Annotated in this window: 19 protein-coding genes; 14 read left to right on the forward strand and 5 right to left on the reverse strand. The window is 52.8% G+C overall.

Features of this window, described 5'->3' with window-relative positions; all coding sequences use genetic code 11:
* The first annotated feature begins 103 nt into the window (after positions 1-103).
* Positions 104-967, forward strand: a complete 864-nt coding sequence (locus tag GOV45_RS02710) for a glycosyltransferase family 2 protein (protein WP_170473864.1) — start codon at positions 104-106, stop codon at positions 965-967.
* 6 nt (positions 968-973) lie between these two features.
* Here GOV45_RS02710 and GOV45_RS02715 read toward each other — a convergent pair whose 3' ends face one another.
* Positions 974-1,771, reverse strand: coding sequence for a phytanoyl-CoA dioxygenase family protein (locus tag GOV45_RS02715; protein WP_170473867.1), 798 nt, complete (start codon positions 1,769-1,771; stop codon positions 974-976).
* A gap of 132 nt (positions 1,772-1,903) precedes the next feature.
* Positions 1,904-2,323, reverse strand: coding sequence for an iron response transcriptional regulator IrrA (gene irrA, locus GOV45_RS02720; protein WP_170475354.1), 420 nt, complete (start codon positions 2,321-2,323; stop codon positions 1,904-1,906).
* Between the two features lie 187 nt (positions 2,324-2,510).
* On the opposite strand from irrA, the gene fabA reads away from it, so the two are divergent.
* The 4 genes from fabA to GOV45_RS02740 are packed head-to-tail and all read left to right on the forward strand — an operon-like array spanning position 2,511 to position 5,349.
* Positions 2,511-3,020, forward strand: a complete 510-nt coding sequence (fabA, locus tag GOV45_RS02725) for a bifunctional 3-hydroxydecanoyl-ACP dehydratase/trans-2-decenoyl-ACP isomerase (RefSeq protein WP_170473870.1) — start codon at positions 2,511-2,513, stop codon at positions 3,018-3,020.
* 48 nt (positions 3,021-3,068) lie between these two features.
* A complete protein-coding gene (gene fabB / locus GOV45_RS02730) occupies positions 3,069-4,298 on the forward strand; it encodes a beta-ketoacyl-ACP synthase I (RefSeq protein ID WP_170473872.1) in 1,230 nt (409 codons plus the stop codon).
* Positions 4,299-4,303: 5 nt separating this feature from the next.
* Positions 4,304-5,095 carry an enoyl-ACP reductase FabI gene (locus tag GOV45_RS02735; RefSeq protein WP_170473874.1) on the forward strand — a complete coding sequence of 264 codons (792 nt, stop codon included), beginning with the start codon at positions 4,304-4,306 and terminating at the stop codon, positions 5,093-5,095.
* A gap of 59 nt (positions 5,096-5,154) precedes the next feature.
* Positions 5,155-5,349, forward strand: coding sequence for a hypothetical protein (locus GOV45_RS02740; protein ID WP_170473876.1), 195 nt, complete (start codon positions 5,155-5,157; stop codon positions 5,347-5,349).
* A 9-nt stretch (positions 5,350-5,358) separates the two neighbouring features.
* Here GOV45_RS02740 and GOV45_RS02745 read toward each other — a convergent pair whose 3' ends face one another.
* Positions 5,359-5,787, reverse strand: coding sequence for an FKBP-type peptidyl-prolyl cis-trans isomerase (locus GOV45_RS02745; protein ID WP_170473878.1), 429 nt, complete (start codon positions 5,785-5,787; stop codon positions 5,359-5,361).
* 130 nt (positions 5,788-5,917) lie between these two features.
* On the opposite strand from GOV45_RS02745, the gene GOV45_RS02750 reads away from it, so the two are divergent.
* The 8 genes from GOV45_RS02750 (at position 5,918) to GOV45_RS02785 (ending at position 13,033) form a co-directional block, all read left to right on the forward strand.
* Positions 5,918-6,604: a haloacid dehalogenase type II gene (locus tag GOV45_RS02750; RefSeq protein WP_170473880.1), complete on the forward strand. Its 687-nt coding sequence runs from the start codon at positions 5,918-5,920 to the stop codon at positions 6,602-6,604.
* Positions 6,604-7,431, forward strand: a complete 828-nt coding sequence (locus tag GOV45_RS02755; protein ID WP_170473882.1) for an alpha/beta fold hydrolase — start codon at positions 6,604-6,606, stop codon at positions 7,429-7,431. Before GOV45_RS02750 ends, GOV45_RS02755 begins: the two co-directional genes overlap by 1 nt.
* The gene (locus GOV45_RS02760) at positions 7,428-8,402 is read left to right on the forward strand and encodes a threonine ammonia-lyase (RefSeq protein WP_170473885.1); all 975 of its coding nucleotides are present in this window, start codon (positions 7,428-7,430) and stop codon (positions 8,400-8,402) included. Before GOV45_RS02755 ends, GOV45_RS02760 begins: the two co-directional genes overlap by 4 nt.
* Positions 8,403-8,476: 74 nt before the next feature.
* Complete coding sequence (gene pcaD, locus GOV45_RS02765; protein WP_170473887.1) at positions 8,477-9,265, forward strand: 3-oxoadipate enol-lactonase; 789 nt, start codon at positions 8,477-8,479, stop codon at positions 9,263-9,265.
* Positions 9,266-9,276: 11 nt separating this feature from the next.
* Positions 9,277-9,990, forward strand: a complete 714-nt coding sequence (locus GOV45_RS02770; RefSeq protein ID WP_170473890.1) for an alpha/beta fold hydrolase — start codon at positions 9,277-9,279, stop codon at positions 9,988-9,990.
* 287 nt (positions 9,991-10,277) lie between these two features.
* The gene (locus GOV45_RS02775) at positions 10,278-11,372 is read left to right on the forward strand and encodes a zinc-binding dehydrogenase (protein ID WP_170473893.1); all 1,095 of its coding nucleotides are present in this window, start codon (positions 10,278-10,280) and stop codon (positions 11,370-11,372) included.
* Between the two features lie 19 nt (positions 11,373-11,391).
* Positions 11,392-12,624, forward strand: coding sequence for a mandelate racemase/muconate lactonizing enzyme family protein (locus GOV45_RS02780; RefSeq protein WP_170473896.1), 1,233 nt, complete (start codon positions 11,392-11,394; stop codon positions 12,622-12,624).
* 112 nt (positions 12,625-12,736) lie between these two features.
* On the forward strand, positions 12,737-13,033 hold the full coding sequence (locus GOV45_RS02785) for an ArsR/SmtB family transcription factor (RefSeq protein ID WP_170473899.1): 297 nt from the start codon (positions 12,737-12,739) through the stop codon (positions 13,031-13,033).
* Here the strand turns inward: GOV45_RS02785 and GOV45_RS02790 are convergent.
* The gene (locus GOV45_RS02790; RefSeq protein WP_170475356.1) at positions 13,030-16,026 is read right to left on the reverse strand and encodes an ABC transporter transmembrane domain-containing protein; all 2,997 of its coding nucleotides are present in this window, start codon (positions 16,024-16,026) and stop codon (positions 13,030-13,032) included. The genes GOV45_RS02785 and GOV45_RS02790 overlap by 4 nt on opposite strands.
* Before the next feature lie 212 nt (positions 16,027-16,238).
* Here GOV45_RS02790 and GOV45_RS02795 point away from each other — a divergent pair, with 212 nt between their 5' ends.
* On the forward strand, positions 16,239-16,628 hold the full coding sequence (locus tag GOV45_RS02795) for a DUF3307 domain-containing protein (protein ID WP_170473902.1): 390 nt from the start codon (positions 16,239-16,241) through the stop codon (positions 16,626-16,628).
* A gap of 3 nt (positions 16,629-16,631) precedes the next feature.
* Here the strand turns inward: GOV45_RS02795 and GOV45_RS02800 are convergent, their stop codons facing one another.
* Positions 16,632-17,093, reverse strand: a complete 462-nt coding sequence (locus tag GOV45_RS02800) for an Lrp/AsnC family transcriptional regulator (protein ID WP_170473905.1) — start codon at positions 17,091-17,093, stop codon at positions 16,632-16,634.
* Positions 17,094-17,147: the final 54 nt, after the last annotated feature.

The raw sequence follows: 17,147 nt of genomic DNA on the forward strand, positions 1-17,147 counted from the left end.
CGCTGGGTCGACGTCGTCTATACGCAACGAACGCCGCTTGCAATGGCCGCGCATTTACCCGAGTTTGACGAAAACTTCCAGCAAAGCGGGACCGGTACAGACAGTGCGGTATGACTCTCTCGAGCATTTTCAGAAATGGGCACCATCAACCTTAGCCCAGGGCCCCGTGGCGTTGTTGTTTGCTGAAGATGATGTTGAGTTGGACAGTACCCTGCGCCATCATCTGAGGCTTGGTTTCAAGTCAGTTATTGTCTTTCTGCCTGATCAGTTCGCTTTGGAAGCTGAGCTTGAAGCCAAGATTCATCGTATAACATTAAACTGCGCGCCACGCGATGTAGTCTTTGACACGGTCAATCGCGTCATAAAGGCCGCGCCCGGTGTTTGGTTTTACTACGGATACAATGCCGAATATCTGTTTTACCCCTTTTGCGAGACACGAAGCGTAGAAGAGTTGCTCGCCTTTCACTCCGAGGAAAGACGCGACTCAATGATGGCTCATGTTGTCGACTTGTACGCAGATGATTTGGACGTCTTTCCTAACGGGGTAGCGCCAAATCACGCGATGCTGGACAGTACAGGTTACTACGCGCATGCGCGACACGACTCTGAAGGACAGCCGCTGGAGCGGCAACTGGACATGTCAGGTGGACTGCGGTGGCGATTTGAAGATCAAATTCCTTACGAGCGCCGACGCATCGATCGGGTCGCTCTGTTCAGGGCTCGAAAAGGGTTATTGCTGCAGCCGGACCATACTTTCAACGAGCCGGAGTACAACACGTACTCCTGTCCTTGGCACCACAATCTATCCGCCGCTGTGTGCTCTTTCCGCGCGGCGAAGGCGCTCAAGTCCAATTCAGGATCGACATTTGACATTCCAAGTTTTCGATGGTGCAAGTCGGTTCCGTTCGAATGGAAATCGGAACAACTGATGGATTTGGGACTGATGGAACCTGGGCAGTGGTTCTAAGCAGACTCAGTGTTGCAACAACATCGGAAACCAATCCTCCCGCAGGCGTTGGCCAGGCACCATGTCGTGTCCCGGAAATGGCGGTGAAGTACGACCCGGGCGCTGAACATAGCGGGCATCGTCGCCCACCAGCCTTAGCGAGAAGGCCCGGCGGCTGATATCAGATTGATTGCCGCGTGCGCCGTGTAATGTACGAAAATTGAACGCTACTGCGTCGCCAGGTTCCATTTCGAATTCGACGATCCTCATGCCTTCGACATCTGGGTCAGGCACCGGGATATATTGCCCTTCATCCGCAAAAAAACCTTCTTCCGATACCCACCGCGTCGGAAGCACTTCTTTTTCCCAACGGTGAGATCCCGCCACGCAACGTAGCGTAGCCTGGCTAACCGGATCGAGCGGCGACCAAAAACTGATAGTTTGCTGGCCTTCGACAAAATAATAAGGCCCGTCCTGATGCCAAGGCGTAGCCATCGAAGTACCTGGGTCTTTTACCAGAACGTGATCGTGGAACATCTGAACTGATTGTGACTGCATCAGATCGGCAGCCACTTCTGCTGCAGGCGAAGTTTCAATCACAGCCCGGAATTGTGGAATTCGTGACCAGTTGCAGTAATCGTCAAAGAATCGCCCTGTCTCTCCGGATTTCTTGTTTTCCGAGGCATAAGGCCCGGGTGCGGCCATGTTCGCGGCAACACCCTCACGTAATTCGTTCACATGATCAGCAAACAAACCCTTGACCAAAACGACTCCATCCATCTGGTAGGTGTCGATCATTTCCTGGGTTACAAGTCTGTGAGGCATTAAAGGCTCCGGAAAATCGTTCGATTGATCTGTTCATATTTGAATCGTGCCATCAATTCCAATTGCGACACGACGTCTTAATGAATCTGAGCCGCAGAAAATTTTCCGCACTCAAGGAAATTCAGATCAATTTCAGGATTTCTTTCGAAGACGAATGACGACGTCTACGGACGCTATCTCAACGCCCTCGGGCGCTTCCGGGAGCCGTTGGATCACCAACTCATCAGACGGCGCATCGCTTAATCGGCCTTGTTCTTCCCAGAAAAAGTGCGGGTGATCATGAGTGTTGGTATCAAAATAACTTTTCGAACCGTCAACCGTGATCTCTTGCAGAACGCCCGCGTCACAAAATGCTCGCAAAGTGTTGTAAACCGTAGCCAACGACACCGGGTCACCATTATTTTTTGCAGACTCGAACAGACTTTCGGCAGTGACATGTCTGTGTCGGCCATCGCCAACCAGTAGCTCTGCCAAAGCAACCCGCTGACGCGTTGGTCGCAACCCGGCATTGACCAGCCAATCTGTCGCTATGTCACGGCTCTGAGGTGTCATGTGTCCGATACCCATTTTCGCTAAACTCATATATAAGTGCTCTCGACCCGCAATTTCAAATGAAATTCAATCGCAAAGATTGTCGTAACCACAGCATGATGTGGCGCGCCACTCTTGCAGGACCTTGCATACGGGTGCTAGACGAGGCCAGATATTACGAACGGACCCTGGCAGGAGAGGCGGCAGAATGGCCCAATTCCCGAGCAGTTTTGACAAGGACGATCTGCTGAAGTGCGCCCGCGGCGAACTATTCGGCCCAGGCAACGCGCAATTGCCTGCCCCGCCAATGCTGATGATGGATCGGATAACTGATGTTTCAGAGGACGGCGGAGAGTATAACAAGGGACATGTCGTTGCCGAATTCGACATCACTCCCGATCTTTGGTTTTTTGACTGTCACTTTCCGGGCAACCCAATCATGCCTGGCTGCTTGGGCTTGGACGGGCTTTGGCAATTAACTGGCTTCAACCTTGGCTGGCGTGGCTGGCAGGGGCGCGGTTATGCGCTGGGTGTCGGCGAGGTCAAGCTGACTGGTATGGTGCGTCCCGACCGCAAGATGTTGACGTATTACGTGGATTTTACAAAGGCCGTGCAGACACGTCGCCTGACCATGGGCGTAGCAAATGGCCGAGTCGAAGCTGATGGCGAATTGATCTATCAGGTCAAGGACATGAAGGTTGCATTATCCGAGAGCTGACCCCAGCTGTCGGATACATTGCACTAAACGGAACACAGGAGTACGCTTATGCGTCGCGTCGTCGTCACCGGTCTGGGGGTTGTGTCCTCAATCGGAAACAATGCCGAAGAGGTTTTGACCTCGCTCAAAGCGGGCAAATCCGGGATCGAAGCGAATGAGCAGATGGTTGAACATGGCTTTCGTAGCCAGATCGCCGGGACTCTAAAGATCGATGTAACCGAGCATGTGGACAAGCGCACTCTTCGTTTTATGGGTCCAGGCGCCGCTTACGCACACATTGCCATGAATCAGGCAATCGAGGACTCGGGTCTGAGCCTGGAACAGGTCGTGAATCCCCGTACTGGACTTGTCGCTGGATCCGGCGGGCCATCGACCAGCGCGATGTTGACCGCCCACCAGACGGTTCTGAAAAACGGCGCGACCAAGCGCATTGGTCCCTTTGCTGTACCCAAGTGCATGTGCTCGACTATTTCAGCCAACTTAGCCACGGCCTTCAAAATCAAGGGAATCAATTACTCGATCACTTCGGCCTGTTCGACTTCTCTGCATTGCATCGGAAATGCTGCCGAGCAAATCATGATGGGTAAGCAAGATGTTATGTTTGCCGGTGGCGGCGAAGAACTGGATTGGACCCTGTCCTGTCTTTTTGATGCAATGGGTGCAATGTCATCGAAGTTCAATGACACCCCGGAAAAAGCGTCGCGGGCTTTTGATCAGAACCGCGATGGGTTCGTGATTTCCGGTGGAGGCGGCATTGTGGTTCTCGAAGAACTCGGGCACGCGTTGGCACGTGGCGCCAAGATCTACGCCGAGGTCACCGGCTATGCGGCAACATCGGATGGTCACGATATGGTGGCCCCATCTGGCGAAGGTGGCGAGCGCGCAATGCGTTTGGCTTTGTCGACCCTGCCCGAAGGTCGAACTGTCGGATATATCAACGCTCACGGCACCTCGACCCCGGTCGGAGACGTGGGTGAGGTGGAGGCGGTGCGCCGTATTTTTGGCGAAGGCAATGTTCCACCGATCTCGTCAACCAAATCAATGACGGGCCATGCGCAGGGCGCAGCTGGCGCGCTTGAGGCGATTTTCTGTCTTTTGATGTTGCACCACGACTTCATTACTCCATCGATCAACGTGGAAACGCTTGCCGAAGGCATTCAGCCCGGTGAAATTGCGACTCAAGTCGTTGAAAACGCAGGCTTGGATAGTGTCATGACCAACAGCTTTGGCTTTGGCGGCACAAATGGATCCATGGTTCTGTCAAAATATAACGGGTGAATAACATGTCGGATCTTCTCAAGGGTAAACGCGGCCTGATCATGGGCGTGGCCAATGATCGCTCTATTGCCTGGGGCATCGCCAAGGCCATGCATGAGGCAGACGCCGAGCTTGCGTTCACCTATCAGGGCGACGCATTCGGAAAGCGCCTTGCACCATTGGCCGAAAGCCTTGGCAGCGATTTCATGGTGGATGCAGACGTCACTGACGATGCCTCATTAGATCACGCCTTTCAAGAATTGGCTGCCCGTTGGCCAACGATCGATTTTGTGGTTCACGCTATCGCTTATTCTGACAAATCAGAGCTGACCGGACGGTTTCTCAACACTACCAGGGCCAATTTCAAACACTCGCTCGATGTGTCAGCGTATTCATTTATCGAGATCGCCCGTCGGGCTTATCCGCTGATGAAAGACAACGGCGGAACTCTACTAACTTTGACTTATCAGGGGTCGAACAAGGTGGTGCCGAATTATAACGTCATGGGTGTTGCTAAGGCTGCATTGGAATCCGCGACTCGGTATCTGGCCAATGATCTCGGCCCTGAAGGTATTCGTGTAAACGCGATTTCCCCTGGCCCTATGAAAACACTGGCAGGTGCCGCTATTGGTGGTGCGCGCAAGACCTATAAGTTTTGCGACCAGAATGCGCCGATGCGTTCAAACGCAACGCTCGAGGCAGTAGGCGGCACTGCTGTTTACCTGGCTTCGGATGCCGGGATGTATACTTCGGGAGAAATTATTCGCGTCGATGGCGGATTTCACATTCTTGGCATGCCGCAACCAGACGCAATGTGACCTTATCTTTCCCTGTTGGTGTCAAGATTTCACCACGTTTCCGATGCAGGGATTGCGGCATGAGCAAACTTGATCAGATACTTGCAAGCAATGGTCGTACCCTCGCGTCTCAGAAGAAACCCGGGATTCGCAATGGTCGCGCGCGTCTCTTGCTGGTAACCTTAGTTGGCCTACTGACCGCGTTTTTGTTTTTTACGCAGCCTCAGGTCGTTTCTGCCTTTGAATCGCTTCTGCACGGGTTTGCCGATCTTTGAAAGTCTGGATCAGTTTATCGAGACAATCTCAATGTCGAAAATCAGATCCTGACCGGCCAGCGGATGATTTGCATCCAAGGTGACCGTCGCCTCATCACTATCTACAACGGTAACAGGTACAGCTTGCCCATCAGGCGTCTGCATCTGCAACTGACTGCCTGGATCAAGCGGGATATCGTCTGGTATCCCCTCTCTTGGAATTTGCTGCCTCATACCCGGATTGATCGGACCATAAGCTTCCGTGCAGGGAACTTCGACACGTTTTTTTTCACCGATTGCCATTCCCGGAAGGGCGGCGTCGAGGCCAGGAATGATTTGGCCTGAACCAACCGCGAACTTCAAAGGATCACGTCCGTCGGAACTGTCGAAAACTTTGCCGTCCAAAAGTGTTCCCGTGTAATGAATGCGAACAGTGTCGCCTTGTTTGATAGTGGTCAATTCGGCCTCCAGCCTCAGGGCATGAGCGGCCTAAACTAGAGCATGGCCCGACATAATGGAATAGAATTCCCTAAGCACTTTAAAGCCTCATATTCTTGTGTCACCTTGCGCGCGATCGCGGGAGGAACCGATGGCTATTACAACCTGTATTTTTGACGCCTATGGCACACTATTCGATGTGACCGCAGCCGCCCGTCAAGCATCTGCCGAGCCAGAGTTCGAAGCGCTTCGTGACAAATGGCCTGAATTGGCAGCTCACTGGCGTCTGAAACAATTGCAATATACATGGCTGCGTGCAGTTGCGAATGCCCACGCAGATTTCTGGGATGTGACACAGGACGGCCTTGACTGGTCACTGGAGGCCACTGGGCTGCAAGGTGACGACAGGCTAAGGCAAAGACTGTTGGACCTGTACTGGGAGTTACAAGCATACCCTGAGGTTCCAGAAATGTTGGCGGCTCTAAAGGCCGGAGGCCTGCAAACGGCCATTCTTTCCAACGGGTCGCCACCGATGTTGGACGGAGCGGTACAGTCGGCGGGGATCGAAGAATTACTTGACGATGTGCTGTCGGTTGAAGCCGTAGGAGTCTTCAAACCTCACTCTCGTGTCTACGATCTGGTGCAAAAAAGGTTTGGTTGCGACCGAGACGAAGTGCTTTTCGTCAGTTCGAACGGGTGGGATGCCGCTGGCGCAAGTGGATATGGTTTTATTACTGCGTGGGTCAACCGCGCAAATGAACCTATGGATCGACTACCCTGGACGCCAGCGCATGTTCTGCCCAACCTATCGACGATCCCAGCTTTGGCAGGTCTTTAATGGCGTTCTTTACGACATCCGATGGTCTGCGAATCCACTACGAGGACAGTGGCACGGGCAAGCCTCTGTTGTGCCTCGCAGGATTGACCCGAAACAGTCGTGATTTCTCGTTTTTTGCGCCACACGCCAACGACTTGCGCATGATCACGATGGATTATCGGGGGCGGGGAAAATCAGACTATGACCCCGATTTCATGAACTATAACGTACTTAGAGAAGCACATGACGCCATCGAATTATTGGATCATTTGAACCTTGATAAGGTGACGATACTGGGCACATCTCGTGGTGGCTTAATCGCGATGGCGTTAGCGGCAAGCAATCCTGATCGTCTGGCTGGTGTTATTCTGAACGATGTCGGACCGGTCATTGAACCGGTGGGTATAGCAAAAATCATGGATTATGTCGGCAAAGAACCAGTCGCAGCCACTTATGACCAAGCCGCCGCCCTTATCCAACAAGAAATGGAGCCAAAATTTCCGGGCGTCCCTTTGGAAGTCTGGAGGCAACAGGCTGAGATCCAGTATGCCAAGTCGAAAAGTGGATTGGAATTGCGGTATGATGGCGCGTTACGAAAAGCGCTGCTTGAACAAGCCGCGGCTGGCGCAACTCCTGACCTGTGGCTATTTTTCGAAGCCTTGCGAAACATCCCGACCGGTGTGATCCGGGGAGAAAACTCGGACGTTTTGGGGGTTGATACAGTGCAAAAAATGCATGAGAGGCATCCTGGTCTGATCTCGGTCGAAGTGCCAGATCGTGGGCACGTGCCATTTCTGAATGAACCACAATCACTGGCCATCATCCGCAAAGTATTGGACGCATCATGAGCACGATGGAAATGATCGAAGCCGCGGCTCAACGGTTGAATGGACATGTTCGCGAGACGCCCTTGCTGTCCTCGCCCTTTTTGGATGAAATCGCTGGTCGTAAGGTTCTGGTGAAACCGGAGTGCCTGCAACATACAGGCAGTTTCAAGTTTCGCGGCGCTTGGTCTGCCATCTCTGCCTTGACCGAGGTTTCGCGCCAATGCGGAGTGATTGCCTACTCGTCGGGTAACCATGCGCAAGGAGTGGCATACGCTGCTGCGCAACATGGGGTGGCGTCAGTCATCGTTATGCCATCCGATGCACCGCAACTTAAAATCGATAACACGCGCGCCTTGGGTGCCGAGGTCGTATTGTATGATCGCGCCAATGAAAGCCGCGAAGAAATTGGCGAATCCCTTGCCGCAAAGCGTGGATTGTCATTGATCCGACCTTATGACGAACCACTTGTCATCGCGGGCCAAGGCACGGTTGGTCTGGAATTAGCGCGTCAGGCAGGCGATGCGGGTGTCACCGAAGCCGATGTGTTGATCTGCTGTGGAGGTGGCGGCCTGACTGCCGGTATTTCGCTGGCGCTAGAGGGCCATTCCCCAGGATTGCGGCCCCGCCCATGCGAACCTGAGGGTTTTGACGATGTGAAACGTTCATTGCTGACAGGACACATCCAAAGTAACAATGCCGTCTCAGGCAATATCTGCGATGCGATCCTGACACCGCAGCCGGGAGATGTCACATTTCCGATCCTGAAGCGGCTTTGCGGTCCAGGACTTGCCGTCTCAGAGACAGAAGCACTTCGCGCAATGGCGCAGGCTTTTCTTAGGTTAAAGATCGTTTTGGAACCAGGTGGCGCAGTTTCACTGGCTGCAGCGTTGTTCCGGGCGGATGAAATCAAGGGCGAAACGGTTATAGTCGTCGCCTCAGGCGGAAACGCCGACCCGCAGGTTTTTGCGCAAGCATTGGATTTCCTGACCTGACAACCCGCAGTGCGGGGTGCATATTTGATAGATCGGGTCCGTTTGGCGGAAACAGGCAGGATGGGATATTTACCATGAACATTGTCGACCTCGGGGATGTACAGTTGCATTGCCGAATTGATGGCGATCCGCATGGCGCCCCTTTGGTTCTGGTGAACTCGCTGGGAACAGATTTGCGTCTATGGGACCTCATGTTGCCGTTCTTACCCAATGGATTGAAAGTCATTCGCTACGACAAGCGCGGACACGGACTTTCGTCAGAACCACCGGGGCCATATTCCATGGGTGCATTAGTGCATGATGCAGAAAGGCTCTTAGATTATCTCGAAATCAAAGATTGCGTATTTGTCGGCCTTTCCGTTGGCGGGTTGATCGGTCAGGGACTGGCCGTCAAACGTATGGACACGGTACGAGCGCTAGTTTTGTCAAACACCGCTGCCAAGATCGGTACTCCTTCGATCTGGCAGGATCGCATCAATGCTGTGCAATCCGGTGGAATCGAAGCAATTGCAGACGCGACTATGGAACGTTGGTTTTCCCGTGATTTTCGCGCAAAACCGGAAATGAACCTTTGGCGTAACATGATGACACGACAGCCGGTTGATGGTTATTTGGGATGTTGCGCGGCCATTTCGGGAACAGATTTCTACACACCCACTAGCGGGTTACGCTTGCCAACGCTCGGCATCGCCGGCAGTGAGGACGGCTCGACCCCACCCGATCTGGTCCGCGAAACGGTTGATCTGGTACCCGGTTCCCAATTCGAGCTAATCAGACGAGCCGGTCATTTACCTTGCGTCGAACGTCCCAAGGAATACGCGACTATTCTTGGCGATTTCATGACCCGGATCGGTCACATTTAAAGGAGCCTTCTGTGACAGATTTTTTATTGATCCATGGTTCATGTCACGGTGCCTGGTGCTGGCGCGACCTTATTCCCGAACTAACTGGGATGGGTCATTCCGCGCGCGCAATAGATATGCCCAGCCATGGGTCTGATCCGACGCCTATCGCGGATGTTTCCTTGGATTTGTGTCGCGACGCAATACTTGATGCCTCAAGCCCGGAAACAATTATCGTAGGACATTCATGGGGCGGTTTTCCAATCAGCGCCGCGGCGGAGGCCGACCCAAAAGGGCTGCGTGGGTTAATTTACCTTTGCGCATATGTTCCAAAAGACGGGCTGTCGATGGCCGAAATGCGCAAACGTGCCCCACGGCAATTGATCGCAGATGCAATTGAAAAATCTGCGGACGGGCTTTCGTACAGGATGCTACCTGGCCGGGTGCAATCTCTGTTTTATCACGATTGTCCGCCCGAGGTGGTTAGCTATGCCCAAGCCAGATTGTGCCCGCAGGCAATCCGGCCACAGGAAACGCCGCTCAAAACTGGATCTAATTTTGCGAAAGTTCCCAAAGTATATATCCGCACGACCAATGACCAAACGGTACCAACAGAATATCAAGCCGAGATGAGTCTGTGCGCTGAACCGGAACTTCAACTGACCATCGACAGTTCCCATTCACCTTTTTTCTCACACCCGAAAAAATTGGCTGAGTTTATCACCCTTGCCGCTCGGAAGATGTAGTCAGTCCGCTGTTTTCAAAGGGCATAAAAAGGATTGGTTGCACGAAACGCGCGTTCGGTAGTCGCGTCGCCGGTTGCAGAATGCCGTTGAGAAATTAGTCAGTCAGCAAACCCTGCCCTTCATACCCGTCGCGCCTTGTTATTGACCGTCTTTCTGATGCCCGCAAGACTATAGTTAATTAGACAAGTACGACCAACGCGACGTAAACGACACGCGTTTGACGGAAACTGCCTTGCAGCTCGCATCGTGACAGTCCACCGTGGCGTCACAAGTGAACGGGGACAAATATGCAAACCATCAAAGCCGCAGTTTGCCATGCTTTTGGCGACCCATTGGTCATCGAGGATATTCTGATCGCGCCGCCCGGTATGGGCGAAGTCGAAGTCACGTTGGAAGCCGTAGCAATTTGCCATTCCGATATTTCATATGCCAGTGGTGCCTGGGGTGGGTTTTTACCCGCAGTGTACGGCCACGAAGCCGCTGGTGTAATCACGGCATTGGGTGAAGGTGCCGGAGAATTCAATGTCGGCGACCCTGTGGTCGTGACACTCATCCGTGCTTGCGGCACCTGCCCGTCTTGCGCTGGCGGAAAGCCGACCATTTGCGAAACGCCTTATGACACCGTCAAAGGGCCGCTGCGTACGGCTGATGGCGAGCCACTGGAACAAGCTATGGCTTGCGGTGCCTTTGCTGAAAAAGTCGTGGTTAGCCATCGCCAGATCGTAAAAATACCTCAATCGATGCCCAAGGACGTCGCCAGTCTTTTGTCCTGCGGCGTTATTACCGGGGTTGGAGCAGCCGTTAACGCGGCGGCCCTGCGCCCAGGTCAAGATGTTGTGGTGATCGGTGCTGGCGGTGTCGGTCTGAACGCAATTCAGGGTGCGCGCATTGCCGGCGCACGTCGCATCGTCGCCGTAGACATGACAGAAGAGAAGCTGGATATCGCTAAAGAGTTCGGAGCGACTCATGGCGTCCTAGCGACTCTGAGCGAGCCGTGGAAGGCCGCTTACAAGGCTTTTGGTGGGCGAGGCGCGGATGCCGTTCTGATCACCGTTGGCGCGATTCCGGCCTACGATCAGGCTCCGCGATACCTTGGACGCGGTGGCAAGGCCGTTATGATCGGCATGCCCCATTCCGGAGCGCAAGCCAGCTATGAGCCTGTAATTTTGGCCGCGGTTGCGCAAGGTATGGTTGGATCAAAAATGGGCGATGTAGTCATTCAACGTGATATCCCATGGATGGTCGATCTTTATGAACAAGGGCGGTTGAAGTTGGATGAATTGATTTCGGGCCGTTGGTCTCTAAGCCAGATCAACGAGGCGATCGAAGACACAAAAACTGGTTCGGCAAAGCGCAACGTGATCATGTTCGGCAAAGATTGAGTCCCTGAAAGGACAGCGAATGAAACTGCAGGATCTCGATATCATTGTCACTGCCCCGCCAGCCCCAGGGTGGGGCGGACGGTATTGGATACTAGTAAAAGTAACTACTGACACAGGTATTACCGGTTGGGGCGAGTGTTATGCATCGTCAATCGGGCCCGAAGCCATGCAACACGTGATCCGCGACGTGTTCGACCGACACATGGCCGATGAAAACCCTGAAAACATTGAGCTGATGTTCCGCCGAGTCTATTCAAGCGGTTTCACGCAGCGGCCTGACCTGACAGTAATGGGCGCATTTTCCGGCTTGGAAATCGCTTGTTGGGATATCCTGGGTAAGGATCGTAGCCGTCCTGTATATGCGCTGTTGGGCGGGCGAATGAATGAAAAAATCAGAGCTTATACATATCTTTATCCACTGCCTCACCATAACCTGACCGACTTTTGGACTTCTCCGGAACAGGCCGGTGAATGCGCCGCTGAAATGGTGCGAAAAGGGTTTACTGCAGTCAAGTTCGACCCGGCTGGCCCATACACAATCCGGGGTGGGCATATGCCTGCAATGTCCGACATCTCAATGTCGGTCGCATTTTGCAAAGCTATTCGCGAAGCGGTCGGGGATCAGGCAGATTTGTTATTTGGGACTCACGGACAGTTCAATACAGCCGGTGCTATTCGTCTTGGCCAGGCATTAGAGCCTTATTCACCTCTCTGGTATGAGGAACCGACGCCACCTGACATGATTGAGGATATGGCTCGTGTCGCCCGGAATGTACGTATTCCCGTGGCGACAGGCGAGCGGATGACCACCAAGGCAGAATTCGGGGCTGTTATGCGCGCTGGCGCGGCTGAAATTTTGCAACCTGCTTTGGGCCGCGCTGGCGGGATATGGGAAATGAAAAAAGTGGCCGCCATGGCTGAAGTGTTTAACGTGCAAATGGCACCGCACCTGTACGCGGGGCCAGTTGAATGGGCCGCTAACATTCACCTGGCAGCGTCGATACCGAACCTGTTGTTGCTGGAAACCATCGAAACACCTTTCCACGATCAATTGATTAAGGGGACGATCAAGGTTCAGGACGGTTTTGTGGTCCCTGCCACCGCGCCCGGCCTTGGGATCGAAGTCGACGAGGAGTTGGCGCGCGCGCACCCATATTCTGGGGATGGGCTACATTTGCAGATGCAGGAAGATCCATGTGATTACGTCAACGGAAACGCGTTTCAGGGCGGCGCACCCGCGACAGAGGGGTGACAAACTTGGCTTGAATAAGGCATATTGTGCCAACTCCAATCTGTCGACTGGACCTCCCGTGAACGCCCATCACCCTGGACCCAACGTACTACCCCCCGAGACGCCGCACAACATGAAGGAAAGCGCGGCCAATGCGGCTGCGTTCCTCAAGGCGCTTGGCCATGAAGGGCGCTTGATGATCCTTTGCCATCTTAGCGCCGGTGAGTACTCTGTTGGGGAGTTAGAGAAGCTTCTGGACATGCGTCAGGCGACAGTCAGCCAAATGCTTGCCCGTCTTCGCGAAGAGGGGATGGTCACAACCCGTCGGGATGGGAAAACGATCTACTATGCATTAAGTGACGGGAAGACTGCGCAGACTATCGAGCTGCTGTACAGTTTGTTTTGCGTTCCGACGACACAACCCGATTAGTTCGAGACATATCCAGCAATAACCTGCATTAGCTTGAATGCGGTGGCGGCGTCATTTTCGACCACGGCCAGGAATTCCTCTTCCCCAATGCGCAAACAAGCAAGATCTGTCTCCGCGATCATGCTAAGCGCGCGGGGTTCTTTTCGGATCAAGCCAAGTTCACCTACCAAAGCCCCCGAGCCAACAGTCAAGATCAGTTTATCCGGCCCGTCAGGTTGTGGCAGATACAAACCTGCCTCGCCCTCAAGAACCACATATGCACCGTCGGTTGGTTGATCGTCCTTAAGAAAAATGACTTCACCAGCAGACGCGTTGAACCAACGCGCACCAAACGCAAGCAGCCGTAACTGCCTCCTGTCCAGACCCGAAAACAGCGGTGTCTGTTCCAGTGCTCGCAGCTTACGCGCAAGGTCAGCAGAAGAGGCACTGTCTTCTTCCACGTCCTCTGGTTTTTCGTCTGTCACAACACGACCTTGGCGGATTTCAACGTACATGTCGAACACATTTGGATTCTGAAACTGATCATTGAGGTAGATGACCGTTGTTTCGGGCAGCAACTCACGCAAGTTTTTATATACGGCCACTTGCGTTTCCATGTCATAGCTAGCCAACGCATTTTCCAGAATAAGGATGTCGGGTTTTTTTATTGTTGCCCGGGTAAATGCGAGCGGCTCGGCAAAGACGGCGGGCAGGTTCTGACCGCCAAGCGCGACTGGAATGTCGTAAATTAGAGCCACCACAAGTGATCGTGCTCCATTTTCCGAAAGAACGTCAGCAATCAGTTTGCGAACCTCGTCAGACCGACCTCCCCCAATCTGACTGACTTTTCCGAATAGCGCATTCTCCATGACCGTGAGCCCAGGAGCAAATTCCGCTTGATTCAGCGGCACGAACACATCCTGCAAACGCTCCATTAACTTATCAGAATGACTGGCTCGTAATTCCAATATGCGGTTCTTCAATTCATCGGTAAATGCGGGGCCAATCTGTTCTGCAGATATAACGAAGGGAACAGCAAGCAAATTGGCCAGTTGCTCGTCATCCAACCCAGAAGCCCCTTCTTGCCGAGTGCGTTCTACGAGTTCGACGGCGGCTTCGTAAGTCTGTGCCTGAAGGCCGAGTTTGCGAAACAGCGGGTGATCCGTACCGTCCAAGCCAAAGATCTGACGCAGCATATCGATGACGTCACGGGTCAATCCAATCAAAGTCTCATCCAACCCCAATTCCCGTAATTGACCCAGAAAAACAGTCTGCTGGGCCAACAACTCTTGGGTGACGGGAACGCGCGGCGTTGCAAACAAAAGGTTCTCTGCGACAGGCAATGCGGGGTTGTAAACCTTTTGATCAAAAATCAACGCTTGTTGGTCAAGTTCGGCCCGTCGCACTGCCTGTTGCACAATGGGCCGCAGTTCAACCAACTTTCGGGCCAACGCTGGATGTTCTTCGGGATCAAAGACTTGGTCTGCTCCTCGCTGGAATAATGCTGCCCCCGACCCCATCCCGTCGATTAACTTCAACCACCAATCGCGCAGTTCTTCGGGACTTTTTAATCCCGCCAACGAGGGGTCAAGCCAATCGGCGCGGAAGGGATCGTCACTATTGCCTGCACGCAGAGTTTCGGCAAACTCCGAATCCGCCTCTGGTATCGAAACAGGTCTATACCGCATCGGCATCATCACATTATCGCCCAGGGAACCTTGGAACATTACAGGTCTCGAGGTCGCATAACCGATCCGTGCGGCCACGACTGCTTGATGCAACGATGCAAGATCATGATCGCCAATCTTGACATGCCCCGAACCGGGCAGGATTTCACGCGTCAAAAGCTCGGCCATTGCCCGCCGGTCTTCTTCGCTTGGGGCCGCTATTCCAATTGTTTTTCCGGCGGGAAACTTAAGGTTCAGATCGTCCAACACCTGATTTCCGTCCATGTCGCGCACAGAAACTCTGTCCAAAACAATGTCCCCGTTCAAATACGGCCGATCTTCCGGCTCCCCTTCGAACAAAGCTTCGTCCTGCATTCCAGTGGGGGCAAACCGCTCGATTACCACGTCCCATCGAAGCGACATATCTTGGGTCTGGTTGTAATATGTCAAAAGCTCTTTCCACGGAGAGCTTAAGTCCTTGTAAGCCGCAAGCGCAGCCACCAATGCCCCTAACGAAACGGACCCTTGTAAAACCAATAATCCGCCAACCAGATAAAACAGGAATGGTGTCAGTTGCGAGATGAAGTTATTGATAAACTTCATGAAAAACTTTTTTTGATAGATCTCGAAACGAATTGCAAAAAGCCTGCTCAGCTGATCTGAAATCATGGAGCGACGGTACCGCCAGCCGCCGTTGGCCCTCAGAGTGGCGGCACCTGCAGCATTTTCACCGATTTGCGCAGCCAGAACACGAACCTCTTGAATACGAGTTTTGTTCAACAGGTTGATTTGCCGTTGAAGCTTAGGAATGAGCCAAGCTTGCAGCGGTATCAATGCAATAGCTGCCAGCCCGAACCAGAAGCTCTGAAGGAACAGAAAGGACAGGATGGTTATCATCTGACCAGCTTGCAAGACAGGCTGACTGATCGCGTCACCCATCAACCCGCCCATTGGTTCGCTTTCAGCGGTGATCATCGAAACCATTTCGCCTTGGCTGACCCGCTCAAAATATGGCTGTGGGAACCTGAGTGCCCGATTGATCAATTGATAGCGAAAACGACGCAACATCCGTTCGCTCAGAATGCCCTTCATGGTGTTGATGCGCATTTTCATTAGACCGTGGGCCAAGACCGCGAATAAAAATGCGATGCATAGAATGATCAGGAACGTTGTCTGTGGCAGATCGAAACCCAACACATTTATGATCGAACTTGAAGCACCAATCGCGTCATTGATAATGCGCTTGGGCAATTCAAGCGTGAGGTATAGCAAAGGGAACAAAGTCGCTGTCACGGCCAGCAAGGTCAACTGATCGCGTTTGGAGTATTTCCAGATGAACTGAAAAATCGTTCGTTCTATGGAACCCGCCCCACTGCTGATCCGTCAGTCAAATCATTGATTTGAACGTGAATACAATACGAAGAATTTACCGCATTCATATCCGAATACGCAAATGAATTTCCGATTCGAGACAATTTCGCGTTGTGCGAACAAGTTCATTTGCACCTCACGGATTTCCACCCTAATCTTCTAACGGGGACGATATCGGGAGGATTCATTTGCCTGCGACGATAGGCACCGTGCTGCTTTTGCTCTGTCTACTGCAGATAAAGCACATGTTTGCCGACTATTACTTGCAAACGCCCAAAATGCTTTCGGGGCGTGGCACATACTTTCATCTCGGGCGGGCCCAGCATGCCGCTGTGCATGTTTTGGGGTCAGTGATTATATTTGCTCTGTTCCGCGCGCCAGTGGAATTCATTCTAATTGTCGCGGCTCTGGAATGGATTGTTCACTTTCATATCGACTTTGCAAAGGCAAGCTACTCCGACAAGAAACGCCTACAACCAAATCAGGCGGCATTTTGGCGCGCGGCAGGGTTGGATCAGTGTTTGCACAACCTGACCTACATCGCGATGGCCTGGGCATGGGTTTCTTTCGCGGCCTAGTTTCTAAGGAACAATTGGCCGATTTCTTTTGATCGTGCGTAAAACCACGTTGGTTTGCGCGCTCGCGACGGCCGGAAGGCGGAAGAGAAATTCCTCGAGAAATACGTTGTACCCTGCCAAATCCTTGCACAAAACACGCAGATGATAGTCTGCCTGACCGGTGGTCGCGTAACACTCTTGAACGTCCGAATTCAGCTCAACCGCACGAATGAATTCGACGATTCTTTCCGGGTCGTGCCGTGTAAGGTGAACATGAACAATCGCTTCGAAATGCAGTCCCATAGCAGATGGATCGACAACCGCTCCGTAGCGCCGAATAATCCCGGCATCCTCAAGCGCGCGCACTCGTCGCCAAAGAGCTGACGGCGACATTCCCACCGCCTCGGCCAGTTCCGCATTAGACATTTGACTGTCTTCCTGCAGCAGCTTCAGTATCCGATGATCTTTTTCTTCGATGAAAGTCATATCGAATAAAATAGTCAATATTTGACAATAATCGACCAAATTTTTCGACTAGAT

The organism is Ruegeria arenilitoris (assembly GCF_013035425.1).
In the GTDB taxonomy this organism is placed as follows: Bacteria; Pseudomonadota; Alphaproteobacteria; order Rhodobacterales; family Rhodobacteraceae; genus Ruegeria; species Ruegeria arenilitoris_A.

Bases quoted from the DNA above. Each gene is read 5' to 3' on its own strand.
- GOV45_RS02715 (WP_170473867.1), bottom strand. From the start codon at position 1,771: ATGCCTCACAGACTTGTAACCCAGGAAATGATCGACACCTACCAGATG.
- irrA (WP_170475354.1), bottom strand. From the start codon at position 2,323: ATGACACCTCAGAGCCGTGACATAGCGACAGATTGGCTGGTCAATGCC.
- fabA (WP_170473870.1), top strand. From the start codon at position 2,511: ATGGCCCAATTCCCGAGCAGTTTTGACAAGGACGATCTGCTGAAGTGC.
- fabB (WP_170473872.1), top strand. From the start codon at position 3,069: ATGCGTCGCGTCGTCGTCACCGGTCTGGGGGTTGTGTCCTCAATCGGA.
- GOV45_RS02735 (WP_170473874.1), top strand. From the start codon at position 4,304: ATGTCGGATCTTCTCAAGGGTAAACGCGGCCTGATCATGGGCGTGGCC.
- GOV45_RS02740 (WP_170473876.1), top strand. From the start codon at position 5,155: ATGAGCAAACTTGATCAGATACTTGCAAGCAATGGTCGTACCCTCGCG.
- GOV45_RS02750 (WP_170473880.1), top strand. From the start codon at position 5,918: ATGGCTATTACAACCTGTATTTTTGACGCCTATGGCACACTATTCGAT.
- GOV45_RS02755 (WP_170473882.1), top strand. From the start codon at position 6,604: ATGGCGTTCTTTACGACATCCGATGGTCTGCGAATCCACTACGAGGAC.
- GOV45_RS02760 (WP_170473885.1), top strand. From the start codon at position 7,428: ATGAGCACGATGGAAATGATCGAAGCCGCGGCTCAACGGTTGAATGGA.
- pcaD (WP_170473887.1), top strand. From the start codon at position 8,477: ATGAACATTGTCGACCTCGGGGATGTACAGTTGCATTGCCGAATTGAT.
- GOV45_RS02775 (WP_170473893.1), top strand. From the start codon at position 10,278: ATGCAAACCATCAAAGCCGCAGTTTGCCATGCTTTTGGCGACCCATTG.
- GOV45_RS02780 (WP_170473896.1), top strand. From the start codon at position 11,392: ATGAAACTGCAGGATCTCGATATCATTGTCACTGCCCCGCCAGCCCCA.
- GOV45_RS02785 (WP_170473899.1), top strand. From the start codon at position 12,737: ATGAAGGAAAGCGCGGCCAATGCGGCTGCGTTCCTCAAGGCGCTTGGC.
- GOV45_RS02800 (WP_170473905.1), bottom strand. From the start codon at position 17,093: ATGACTTTCATCGAAGAAAAAGATCATCGGATACTGAAGCTGCTGCAG.